This window comes from Streptomyces rugosispiralis, from assembly GCF_024505145.1.
Lineage (GTDB): Bacteria > Actinomycetota > Actinomycetes > Streptomycetales > Streptomycetaceae > Streptomyces > Streptomyces rugosispiralis.
In genome coordinates this window covers 1-11337 of record NZ_JANIAA010000084.1, presented here as the reverse complement: position 1 = coordinate 11337, position 11337 = coordinate 1, and the positions used below count along the sequence as shown (strand labels likewise).

The window sequence follows — 11337 nt, the reverse complement described above, 5'->3', positions numbered from 1 at the left end:
GAGCCCCTGCCACGCGGCGGAGCCGCATATCGATGCTGCGGGAAGGGGCGGGGAGGGGAACGGCCCGCCGCAGGCGTACGCGTACCGCCGGACACCGCTAGTCGCCCTCCCGCCGCTCGCGGGTGGCCAGCAGCCGCCGCAGGGAGTAGAGCCGGGCCGGTTCGGCGTGGCCGTCGGCCACCCACTGGTCCAGCGCGCAGTCCGGCTCGTCGTGGCTGCAGGCGCGCGGGCAGCCCTCGGTGCCCGGCTCCAGGTCCGGGAAGGCGTGGATGACCCGCGCCGGGTCCACGTGGTGCAGCCCGAAGGACCGCACACCCGGGGTGTCGATCACCCATCCCTTGGCATCGGGGAGGGGCAGCGCGAGCGCGGAGGTGGTGGTGTGGCGGCCGCGGCCGGTGACCGCGTTCACCCGGCCGGTGGCCCGCTGGCGTTCCGGCACCAGCGCGTTCACCAGCGTCGTCTTGCCCACGCCCGAGTGGCCGACGAAGACCGTGATCCGGTCCGTCAGCCGCTCCCGCACCCGGTCGGCGGCGTCGCCGTCGGCCAGCTCGTCGCGGCTGGTGACGACATAAGGGATGCCGAGCGGCTCATAGGTCTTCAGCATGTCGTCGGCGGGCGCCAGATCGGACTTGGTGAGCACGAGCAGCGGCTCCAGGCCCGAGTCGAAGGCGGCCACCAGACACCGGTCGATCAGCCGCGGACGCGGCTCCGGGTCGGCCAGGGCGGTCACGATCGCGAGCTGGTCGGCGTTGGCGACCACCACCCGCTCGTACGGATCGTCGTCGTCGGCGGTCCGGCGCAGGACGGAGGAGCGCTCCTCGACCCGGACGATCCGGGCGAGCGTGTCCTTGTCGCCGGAGAGATCCCCGACGAGCGCGACCCGGTCGCCGACCACGACGCCCTTACGGCCGAGCTCGCGGGCCTTCATGGCGGTGATGGTGCGGTCCTCGACCAGGACCGTGAGCCGGCCGCGGTCCACCGTGAGCACGAATCCCTCGGCGGCGTCCTCGTGTTTGGGGCGGATGTTGGTGCGCGGCCGGTTGCCCTTGCGGTTGGGGCGGACCCGAACGTCGTCCTCGTCGGTGTGCTTGCCGTAGCGGCGCATGAGTCCAGGCTCTCAGGATCTCCGCGCCGAGGTCGTCGTCGCGTCGAGCATGCCGGTCCACAGACCGGGGAAGTCGGGGAGGGTCTTGGCGGTGGTCGCCACGTTCTCGACCAGCACGCCGTCGACGGCCAGGCCGAGGACGGCGGCGGCGGTGGCCAGCCGGTGGTCCTCGTAGGTGTGGAAGATCCCGCCGTGCAGCGGGCGCGGGCGGATCCGCAGGCCGTCCTCGGTCTCGGTGACGTCCCCGCCCAGCTCGTTGATCTCCTTGGCGAGCGCGGCGAGCCGGTCGGTCTCGTGGAGCCGCAGATGGGCGATGCCGCGCAGCACCGACTCGGAGTCGGCCAGCGTCGCGACCGCCGCGATCGCCGGGGTGAGCTCGCCGACCTCGTGCAGATCGGCGTCGATCCCGGTGATCCGGCCCGTTCCGGTGAAGGTCAGACCGGTGTCGGTGAGCTCGCAGGAACCGCCCATCTCGGCGAAGATCCGGCGCAGTTCGTCCCCGGGCTGGGTGGTGCGCTCCGGCCAGTCCGGGATCGTCACCCGGCCACCGGTGACCAGGGCGGCGGCCAGGAACGGCGCCGCGTTGGACAGATCGGGCTCGACGACCAGGTCGCGGCCGAGCAGCGCGCTCGGCGCCACCCGCCAGACGCCCCGCTCGCCGCCCGCCTCCGGGGTGTCCACCCGCGCGCCCGCCGCGCGCAGCATGTCCACGGTCATCCGGATGTGCGGCAGGGAGGGCAGCGCGGCGCCGATGTGACGCACCTCGGCGCCCTGGTTGAAGCGCGGCGCGGACAGCAGCAGCGCGCTCACGAACTGGGAGGACGACGAGGCGTCGACGCGGACCGGGCCGCCGTCCAGCGCCCCGCCGCCGTGCACGGTCATCGGCAGCGCGCCGCGGCCGTCGTCGTCGATGCGGGCGCCGAGGGCGCGCAGCGCGTCGATCACGCCGTGCAGCGGGCGCTCGTGGGAGCGGGGGTCGCCGTCGAAGTGGACGGGGCCGTCGGCCAGGGCGGCGACCGGCGGCAGGAAGCGCATCACGGTGCCGGCGTTGCCGACGTCGATGGTGGCCGGGCCGTGCAGGCCCGCCGGGATGACCCGCCAGGCCTCTCCGCCGCCGGAGGGGCCGCCGGAGCCGAGGGCGCCGTCGGACACCGTCTCCTCGATGCCGACGCCCATGGCGCGCAGGGCGGCGGCCATCAGGAGGGTGTCGCGGGAGCGGAGTGGGCGGCGCAGCCAGCCGGGTTCGGCGGCGAGCGCGGCCAGGATCAGACCGCGGTTGGTAACCGACTTGGATCCGGGCACGGTGACGGTCGCGTCGACCGCTCCATCGGCGGTCGGAGCGGGCCAGAGGGCGGTGTGGTCGTCCGGGGAGGTCTCAATGCCGGTCATGGGTCTCACTTTAGTGGTTCGCCCGGAGTGCCAATCTTGATCGAAAGTGGCGAAACCCAGTCGAAACACGGCGCTGCTACAACGCGCCCATGTGATGTCGGTGGTGGCGCGCCGGGCGCTCGTACGCGGGTCACGGTCCCAGCGGCCCGGGGTCACGGTCCCAGCGGCGGGGGTCACAGCCCCAGCAGCCAGCGCCCTCCGGCGAGCAGCGAACACAGCGAGACCACGTGGAAGAGCAGCAGCCAGGCGCCGGCCGGAATGCCCGTCAGCCGGGCGAGCTGGTCGGGGTCGGAGTCGTACGCGCCGCCGTGACGGCGCTTGCGCTGGAGCTCGAAGGCCGGACGCACGCCCCCCAGGAGGAGGAACCACACCACGGCATACGCGAACCCGGCCTGGACGTCCGGCCCGGTCAGCCAGGAGACGAGGAAGAAGGCGGCCCCGCTGATGACGACCGTAAGGACGCCATACGCGTTGCGGATCATCACCAGCATCGCGACCAGCAGCGCCGTCGTCCCCCACAGCAGCAAGGTGATGTGGTTCGCCGCCAGCAGCCAGGCGCCGCCGAGGCCCAGCAGGGACGGGGCGGTGTAGCCGGACGCCGCGGTGAGGATCATGCCCAGGCCCGTGGGCTTGCCGCGCGAGACGGTCAGCCCCGAGGTGTCGGAGTGCAGCCGTATGCCGTCCAGCCGCCGCCCGCTGAGCAGGGCGACGAGGGCGTGGCCGCCCTCGTGGGCGATGGTGATGGCGTTACGGGCTATTCGCCAGGCGGTGCGGAAGACCACGACCGCGAACGCGATCACGCCGGTGGAGACGACCAACCAGGTGGTGGGGTCGGGCTGGGCGCCGGTCACCCGGTCCCACAGATCGGCGGCGTTCGTTGCGTCCATGTGCGGGCGGCTCCTCGCGTCGTTAGGGGTCGTGGCAGTGTGGCACCTATGTGCGGTCGATACGCAGCGAGCCGGAGGCCCGAGGATCTCGTCGGGCTCTTCGGAGTGGAGAAGTGGGAGCCGGATGAGACTCTGGCGCCGGACTGGAACGTCGCGCCCACCAAGGACGTGTACGCGGTGCTCGAACGCCCCCTTAAGGACGCCGCCGAACCGCGCCCGGTTCGCCAGCTGCGGGCGCTGAAGTGGGGGCTGGTGCCGTCCTGGTCGAAGTCCCCCGAGGGCGGTGCCAAGATGATCAACGCACGGGCCGAGACCGTGCACGAGAAGCCGTCCTACCGGCGCCCGTTCGCCTCGCGGCGCTGCATCCTGCCCGCCGACGGCTACTACGAGTGGGTCACCGCGGCGGGCGAGCGGCAGCTGGAGGAGAAGGGCAAGCGGAAGCGGCCCCGCAAGCAGCCGTACTTCGTGACCCCGGTGGACGGCTCGGTGATGGCCATGGCCGGGCTGTACGAGTTCTGGCGGGACCGGACGCTGCCGGACGAGCACCCCCGGGCGTGGTGGGTCACCTGCACGGTGATCACCACCGAGGCGGACAAGGAGCCCTTCGGGGGCGCGGCCCGGGACGAGGGGCCGGGCTCGCTCGCCGAGATCCACCCGCGGATGCCGCTGGTCCTCACCGAGGACCGCTGGGCCTCCTGGCTGGACCCGGGCCGCACCGACCCGGACGACCTGCTGCCGCTGCTGGCGCCGCCGCCTTCCGGGCTGCTGCGGGCGTACCCGGTGGCCACCGGGGTGAGTGATGTCCGTAACAACGGCCCCGAGCTGCTCGACGAGCTCGAGGCCCCGGAGGAGGGCACGCTGTTCTGATGGCCGCGAAGAAGCCGGATGGACCTCGGGTCGCCACAGAACCCCAGGTCACCACCGAGATGGTGGCGACCCCGGCCGGGGACGCCCGGATCACCTGGCACCACGCGCCCGGCGCCCATGCCCTGCTGGCCGCCAGTCATGGCGCCGGCGGGGGCATCGACGCGCGGGACCTGCGCGCACTGGCCGGGGCGCTCCCCGGGCTCGGGGTGAGCGTCGCGCTGGTCGAGCAGCCGTGGCGGGTGGCGGGCAAGAAGGTCGCGCCCGCGCCCTCGACCCTGGACACCGGATGGCGTGCCGTATGGCCCGCGCTGGAGAAGGCCGGGCTGCCGATCGTGGCGGGCGGCCGCAGCGCCGGGGCGCGGGTGGCCTGCCGGACCGCGACGGAGCTGGGCGCGAAGGCCGTGCTGGCGCTGTCGTTCCCGCTGCACACACCGGGCAAGCCGGAGCGGTCCCGGGCCGAGGAGCTGCTGGCCACGGGCGTGCCGACGCTGATCGTCCAGGGCGGCCGGGACCCGTTCGGGCGGCCGGAGGAGTTCCCGGAGCTGCCCGCGGCCATGGAGCTCGTGGAGGTGCCGTACGGCGATCACGTCTTCGGCCTGCCGAAGTCGGCGGACCTCGACGAGCCCGCGGCGCTCGCCCTGATCACCGGGGCCGTCACCGACTGGCTGCCGCGCGCCCTGGGCTGATCGTCGGGCAATGGCCGCCGGCCGCCGCCCCGGCACCCCTGGCCGGGGGCGCCGGGGCGGGAATGCGATGGGAGGGATCCGTGTTGAACGGGCTGTCGGTACTCACCGTGTAAGAGGCACTGATACGCGGAATACGAGGAAAGGGAGTCCCCCGCATGGGTTCGCTTGCTTGCCCGGCCCGTCCACGCGCCGCTGACCTGGACTGGTCTCAGCTGCAGGCGGCGCAGGCCGTGAAGATCGAAGCGGCGGGCGCACCGGATCGTCGTCTATTCTCCGATTCGAGCGGGTCCGCATCCGGACCCGACACGAAGCTGGAGGAGGTGGGTCAGGTCACTGGGACCGACGCAGGTACCGACGGCGTGACCGAGGGAGAGCCGGTCGAGCGGTCGCAGGAGTCGTCCTCGGAGCGGAACGCGCGCTTCGAGCGGGACGCCCTTGCCTTCTTGGACCAGATGTACTCGGCCGCGCTGCGGATGACGCGTAACCCGGCCGACGCCGAGGACCTCGTGCAGGAGACCTACGCCAAGGCGTACGGGTCCTTCCACCAGTTCCGCGAGGGCACCAACCTCAAGGCGTGGCTGTACCGCATCCTGACCAATACCTTCATCAACTCGTACCGCAAGAAGCAGCGGGAGCCCCAGCGCAGCGCGGCCGAGGAGATCGAGGACTGGCAGCTCGCACGCGCCGAGTCGCATATGTCGACCGGTCTGCGCTCCGCCGAGTCGCAGGCCCTCGACCACCTGCCCGACTCCGATGTCAAGGAGGCCCTTCAGGCCATCCCCGAGGAGTTCCGCATCGCGGTCTATCTCGCGGACGTCGAGGGCTTTGCGTACAAGGAGATCGCGGACATCATGGGTACACCCATCGGTACGGTGATGTCCCGCCTGCACCGTGGGCGCCGCCAGCTGCGCGGTCTGCTGGAGGACTACGCCCGTGGGCGCGGGCTGGTCCCGGCGGGCGCGGGCGCCGTGGCGGACGAGTCGCACGATCGGAAAGGCGCGGACTCATGAGCTGCGGAGAGCCGCATGAGACGGACTGCTCCGAGGTTCTCGACCACCTCTACGAGTTCCTCGACCACGAGATGCCGGACGGCGACTGCGCCAAGTTCGAGGTGCACTTCGACGAGTGCTCTCCGTGCCTGGAGAAGTACGGCCTCGAGAAGGCCGTGAAGAAGCTCGTCAAGCGGTGCTGCGGCCATGACGACGTGCCCACCGACCTCCGGTCGAAGGTCATGGGGCGGATCGAGCTGATCCGCTCCGGGCAGGCGGTGCCGGAGCGCGAGATCGCGACGGAGACGAACGCGCGGAGCAGCGCGCCGAGCAGCGCCCAGGAGTGACCCCGGGGCTCAGGCCCCAGTGGATCCCCGGTCGAACGTCAATCGAGTTGGCGCGTTCCCATTCCCACCCTCGGTGATCAGATCATCACTCGAAGGGGTGTAATCGGACAGTCCCTCCGATCCCATACGCCCCGGCTCGTCCTAAGCTCCCCAACCACCTGATTCGCCCCGCCCGAGAGGGGCGGCGCAATGGACATGGATGGGGAGGAGGACACCGTGCGGGCACTTCCCCACGGGGCACGCGCCTATGTCCTGTGCGCCGTGCTCGCCGGGGCGTACTGCGCCGCCCCGGCCGTACGGCCCGGAGCGGCCGTTCCCTGGGCCACGGCCGCCCTGCTCGCCGCGGTGCACGCGGTCGGCTCCAGGGTGCGCGGCCGCTGGCCCGAATGGTGCAGCCCCGTCCTTCTGGCCGGGGCTTTTCTGCTGCCGCCCGCCGCCGCGGCGCTGGTCGCCGTGCCCGGTGCGCTGCTCGCCCGCGTCGAGCGGCCCCCGGCCGGGGCGCGGCGGGCCTGGCGCGCCGCACGGCTCTCGCTGGCCGTCTGGGCCGCCTCGTGCGCCTTCGCGGCCCTGGACGGCCCCGGGACCCTCGGCGCCCTCTGGGCCCTCGGTGACGGCACTCAGGCCCCCGCGGGGCAGACGTCGTCCTCCGCTGCGCCCGGCTTTCCGTACGCCCTGGCGGCCGCCGTGGCCGCCGCGCTCGTCCTGGGCCTGACCGCCATCGCGCTGGAGGGCGGGGTGCTGGTCACCGCCGAGCGGCAGTCCCCGCGCGCCGCCTGGTGGGGACGGCTGCCCGGCGCCCTCGCCCCGTACCTGGTGCACGGGCCCGCCGGGCTGGCCATGGCGGTGCTGTGGCGCAGCCCTTACGGACCGGCGGCGGCCCTGCTGGTGCTGCTGCCGATGTACGTCTGCGCCTGCGGCTTCGTGCTCTACCGCCGCGAGAGCGCCGCTCACCAGGCCACCATCCGGGCCCTCGTCCAGGCGGTCGACATCAAGGACCGCTACACCCGCGGCCACAGCGAGCGCGTCGGCCGCGCCTCCGCGATGATCGCCCGCGAGCTGGGCATGAGCGGCGACCGGCTGGAGGCGGTGCGCATCGCGGGCATCCTCCACGACGTCGGCAAGCTCGGCGTGCCCACCCGGCTGCTGCGCAAAAACGGTCCGCTGACGCCCGATGAGCGCCGGGTGATCGAGCTCCACCCCGAGTACGGCGACGAGATGGTGCGCGGCATCGGCTTCCTTGGCGAGGCGCGGGCCGCGATCCTCCACCACCATGAGCGGCTGGACGGCAGCGGCTATCCGTATGGGCTCGCCGGGGCGCAGATCCCGGAGTTCGCCCGGGTGGTCGCCGTGGCGGACGCCTTCGACGCGATGACCTCGACGCGTACGTACCGCAGGGCCCGGCCGGTGCCCACGGCCGTGGAGGAACTGCGGCGGTGCGCGGGCTCGCAGTTCGACCCCCGCATGGTGGGAGCCCTCACCCGCGCCCTGGACCGCCACGGCTGGCACGCGGCGGTCACCGCGGACGCCCCCGAGGAGCGCGGAAACGTCCCGGCAGACGCCCTCCCGGACCCCGCCCCGCCCCTGGTACGCGCGGCGGCCCCGGGCGCGTCGGACGCCCCCAGCGGGCCCCGCCCCGGCACGGGCGGCCCCGGCGGTGACCCATGAGCCCCACGGAGGACCCCACCACACCCGGCACGAACGATTCCGCCCGAGTCCCCGGTCCCGCCGACGCGGAGTCCGGGCGAGCCCCGGACATCTCGGCCAGAGGCGGGACGGGGGCCCTGGGCCTCCCCGGCCCCGACCGGGGGTCTCGGTCCGGCTCCGGGTCAGCCGACGCGGGGTCCGGGGAAGCCCCGGGCGCCTCGGGCAGAGGCGGGACGGGCGCCCCGGATCGCCCCGGCCCCGACCGGGGCCCTCGGTCGGCTGACGGAGGGCCCGGGGGAGCCTCGGGCAGCTCGGCCAGAGGCGGGACGGGCGCCTCGGACCGCCCTGGCCCCGACCGGCCCCCTCGGGTCGGGGCCGGGCCAGGCGACGCGGAGGCCGGGCGAGCCCCGGACATCTCGGCCAGAGGCGGGACGGGGGCCCTGGGCCTCCCCGGCCCCGACCGGGGGTCTCGGTCCGGCTCCGGGTCAGCCGACGCGGGGTCCGGGGAAGCCCCGGGCGCCTCGGGCAGGGGCGGGATCGGTGTCCCGAGGCGTTACGGCTCGCGGGGCCGGGACGAAAGCGCGGCTCGGTGGCCCGCCAGGGCGGTTCGCCCCAGCTCGAGAGGCACCCCCCGGGCCCTCGTCCGGATCGCCGAGCGGCATGCGCGTGCCCTCCACCGCGGCCGCCGTCAACGGGCCGCGACCGCTGCCGCTCGCGAGGAGGGACGGGAGCGCATATCCCGGGGGCGTTATGGCGGCCTTACGGTCGTCGCCGTGTATGGCGCGGCGGGGGCGCTTGCCGTGGTGGCGCTGGTGTGGACCGAGTGGCACGGGGTGCGGCAGGCGGAGGCGGCGCTGGCCTTTGGGGCGCTCATCGCCGTGGGGGAGGCGATCCGGTGCGTCGAGGCGCCGCCCGCGCTGCCGGGCGGCGGCGGGGGAGTGCCCGATCCGCGCGGTGAGCCCGCGCCGCTCGCCGCCGCAGGCGCCCTGGGATACGCCCTGCTCGGGCGGCTCGGCGGGGCGCCTGCCAGCCATGGCGTCCTCCAGGTGGTCACCGTCGTCGTGGCCGCGTCGCTCGCCGGGCTGGTGGCGCCGCTCGCGCTCGGCTGCCCGGTCGACCCCGGGCACACCGCCCGCCGGGTGCTGACCGCCGCGTTCGCCGCCGTCTGCTTCCAACCGCTGCACCGGACCGGCCGGTTGGCCGACTGGCTCGGCCACGGTCCGTCCCTCGTCGGCTATTTGCTCGCCCTGCTGGCCCTGACCGCCCTGTGCGACGCCGTCCTGGCCGCCGCCCTCGCCCGCGCCCGTACCGGCTGGCCTTACGGGCCGCTGCTCCGCGACGAGCTGCGGTCGCTGCCCGGGGTGGGGGCGGCGGTGTGCGCCACCGCGACCGTGATGGCGCTCACCGTGGCCGTCGCCGGGCTGTGGCCGGTGCCGGTGCTGGCGGTGCCGCTGCTGCTGATCCAGTACTCCTACCGCCGCTACGCCGGGATACGGGCCACCTACCGCCAGACCATCGCCTCCCTGGCCCGGTCGACCGAGATAGCCGGGTACACCCCGACGGGCCACGCCCGCGAGGTGGCCGGGCTCAGCCGGGCGGTGGGGCGTGAGCTGGGCCTTTCCGAGCCCCGGCTGACCGTGCTGGAGTACGCGGCGCTGATGCACGACATCGGCCAGTTGTCGCTGGTGGACCCGGTGCCCGCCGGGGCCACCGAACCGCTGCCCGCCGCCGAGCAGCGCAAAATCGCGCTGCTCGGCGGCGCTGTGGTACGCCAGACCGGGGTACCCGCCGAGGTGGCGCTGGTCGTGGAGCGCCAGGCGGACCCGTACCGCGAGCAGCCGCTCGCCGCGCGTATCGTGCGCGCGGTGAACGCGTACACCGAACTGGTGAGCGGGCCCGCGGCCGAGGGAGCGGCCGGGGCGGCCGCGCTGCGCGCCCTGGAGCGGCTGCGGCTGGCCACGGCGCGCGACTTCGACCCGGCCGTGGTCGAGGCGCTCGCCACGGTGCTGTCGCGCGGGGTTTACGGCCGCCCCCGGTGAGAACTGATAACTCGCCGGTAATGAGCGGGCCTCCCGAGGGGCATGGTTGGATGCGAGGAGAGGGGTGCCAGGCCAGATGGCCGGTGGCAAGGAGGTGTGGTGGGCGTCGCATCCCGGCCGCAGGGTGAGGGGTCGGGCTGAGATGTCCGCGAATGTGTGGCAGGTTGTCTTCAAGGGAGGGCGACGCCGTCCGCGAAGGCATCTGGTACGGGACGACTTCGATACCGGCAGGCGGGAATCGTGAAGATCTTCGGCAAGGTACGGCACCGGCCGTCCGCCTCATGGCGGCAGGCCACGGACCGTGCGTTCACGCTCATCGGCGACGGCCGGTACGAGGACGCGGGCGCGCTGCTGACCCGCGCCGCCGACCTGGAGCCGTGGCTGTCGGAGTCCTGGTTCAACCTGGCGCTGCTGCACAAGTTCCGGCACGACTGGGAGCAGGCGCGGGCCGCGGGGCTGCGGGCGGTCGCGCTGCTGGACCGCGAGACGGGCGCTCCGGACTGGTGGAACGTGGGGATCGCGGCCACCGCGCTGCAGGACTGGCCGCTGGCCCGCCGCGCCTGGCAGGCGTACGGGCTGAAGGTGCCCGGAGAGGCGTCCGCGTCCGGTGAGCCGCTCGGCATGGAGCTGGGCAGCGCGGCGGTGCGGCTGTCCCCGGAGGGCGAGGCCGAGGTGGTCTGGGGCCGCCGGCTGGACCCGGCCCGGATCGAGGTGTTGTCCATCCCGCTGCCGTCGTCCGGGCGGCGCTGGGGCGAGGTGGTGCTCCACGACGGTGTGCCGCACGGCGAGCGGGTGACCTCCGCGGGCCCCGCGTACCCGGTCTTCGACGAGATCGAGCTGTGGGCACCGTCGCCGGTGCCGACCTGGGTGGTGCTGCTGGAAGCGGCTACCGAGGCCGACCGGGACGCCCTGGAGCGGCTCGCGGCGGACGCGGGCTTCGCGGCCGAGGACTGGTCGTCGTCGGTGCGGCTGCTGTGCCGTTCCTGCTCGGAGAGCCGGATGCCCAGTGACGAGGGCGAGGGCGAGCATCTGGACCCGCACGACCACAGCGAACCGGGCCACCCCGGACCGCTGGGCCACCGGATGGCGGGCTCGGGTTCGCTGTGGGTTCCCGAGCGCGAGTGCGGGATCGCGGCGCCTGGGGGGCTGGTGCGGGGGCTGCTGGACGGGTGGGTCGCCGACAGTCCGGACACGCGTGAGTGGCGGGACCTGGAAGAGGTCTGCTGACCGCCTGGCGGCTGGCGGCTGCACTGGCGGTCCTGGGACGTCCGGCGGATCGTGGCGCCTGCGGCGGGCTGTTCCCCTCCCCGCCCCTTCCCGAAGCATCGATATGCGGCTCCGCCGCGTGGTGGGGCCACGCCCCGGGCCCCGGCCGGACGGCCCA

The 11337-nt window shown here is 74.2% G+C and carries 10 protein-coding genes; 7 read left to right on the top strand and 3 right to left on the bottom strand.

The annotated features are described in order from the left end of the window. Nucleotides 1–97 precede the first annotated feature (97 nt). The 3 genes from rsgA to NP777_RS46030 all read right to left on the bottom strand — a co-directional run bounded on the left by rsgA (nt 98) and on the right by NP777_RS46030 (nt 3381). Nucleotides 98–1105: a ribosome small subunit-dependent GTPase A gene (gene rsgA, locus NP777_RS46040; RefSeq protein WP_256656175.1), complete on the bottom strand. Its 1008-nt coding sequence runs from the start codon at nt 1103–1105 to the stop codon at nt 98–100. A 12-nt stretch (nt 1106–1117) separates the two neighbouring features. Further along, the gene (aroA, locus tag NP777_RS46035; RefSeq protein ID WP_256656174.1) at nt 1118–2494 is read right to left on the bottom strand and encodes a 3-phosphoshikimate 1-carboxyvinyltransferase; all 1377 of its coding nucleotides are present in this window, start codon (nt 2492–2494) and stop codon (nt 1118–1120) included. 173 nt (nt 2495–2667) lie between these two features. Next, entirely contained in the window at nt 2668–3381 is a 714-nt protein-coding gene (locus NP777_RS46030) for a M50 family metallopeptidase (protein WP_069873083.1), read from the bottom strand. A gap of 48 nt (nt 3382–3429) precedes the next feature. On the opposite strand from NP777_RS46030, the gene NP777_RS46025 reads away from it, so the two are divergent. From NP777_RS46025 to NP777_RS45995, 7 genes are all read left to right on the top strand, one after another. Next, nucleotides 3430–4248, top strand: coding sequence for an SOS response-associated peptidase (locus NP777_RS46025; RefSeq protein WP_256656173.1), 819 nt, complete (start codon nt 3430–3432; stop codon nt 4246–4248). After that, nucleotides 4248–4934, top strand: coding sequence for an alpha/beta hydrolase family protein (locus NP777_RS46020; protein WP_256656172.1), 687 nt, complete (start codon nt 4248–4250; stop codon nt 4932–4934). The genes NP777_RS46025 and NP777_RS46020 overlap by 1 nt, the downstream gene beginning before the upstream one ends. Before the next feature lie 320 nt (nt 4935–5254). Further along, nucleotides 5255–5944, top strand: a complete 690-nt coding sequence (locus tag NP777_RS46015) for a sigma-70 family RNA polymerase sigma factor (protein WP_256656171.1) — start codon at nt 5255–5257, stop codon at nt 5942–5944. Then, complete coding sequence (gene rsrA / locus NP777_RS46010) at nt 5941–6270, top strand: mycothiol system anti-sigma-R factor (protein ID WP_256656170.1); 330 nt, start codon at nt 5941–5943, stop codon at nt 6268–6270. The genes NP777_RS46015 and rsrA overlap by 4 nt, the downstream gene beginning before the upstream one ends. A gap of 216 nt (nt 6271–6486) precedes the next feature. Beyond that, nucleotides 6487–7935: an HD-GYP domain-containing protein gene (locus NP777_RS46005; RefSeq protein ID WP_256656169.1), complete on the top strand. Its 1449-nt coding sequence runs from the start codon at nt 6487–6489 to the stop codon at nt 7933–7935. Nucleotides 7936–8687: 752 nt separating this feature from the next. Next, nucleotides 8688–9953, top strand: coding sequence for an HD-GYP domain-containing protein (locus NP777_RS46000; RefSeq protein WP_308405407.1), 1266 nt, complete (start codon nt 8688–8690; stop codon nt 9951–9953). A 240-nt stretch (nt 9954–10193) separates the two neighbouring features. Continuing rightward, on the top strand, nt 10194–11180 hold the full coding sequence (locus NP777_RS45995; RefSeq protein WP_020868546.1) for a tetratricopeptide repeat protein: 987 nt from the start codon (nt 10194–10196) through the stop codon (nt 11178–11180). Nucleotides 11181–11337 lie beyond the last annotated feature (157 nt).

What these genes read in the sequence shown, in the direction of transcription:
- rsgA (WP_256656175.1), bottom strand. Translation starts at nt 1,105, where the DNA reads ATGCGCCGCTACGGCAAGCACACCGACGAGGACGACGTTCGGGTCCGC.
- aroA (WP_256656174.1), bottom strand. Translation starts at nt 2,494, where the DNA reads ATGACCGGCATTGAGACCTCCCCGGACGACCACACCGCCCTCTGGCCC.
- NP777_RS46030 (WP_069873083.1), bottom strand. Translation starts at nt 3,381, where the DNA reads ATGGACGCAACGAACGCCGCCGATCTGTGGGACCGGGTGACCGGCGCC.
- NP777_RS46025 (WP_256656173.1), top strand. Translation starts at nt 3,430, where the DNA reads ATGTGCGGTCGATACGCAGCGAGCCGGAGGCCCGAGGATCTCGTCGGG.
- NP777_RS46020 (WP_256656172.1), top strand. Translation starts at nt 4,248, where the DNA reads ATGGCCGCGAAGAAGCCGGATGGACCTCGGGTCGCCACAGAACCCCAG.
- rsrA (WP_256656170.1), top strand. Translation starts at nt 5,941, where the DNA reads ATGAGCTGCGGAGAGCCGCATGAGACGGACTGCTCCGAGGTTCTCGAC.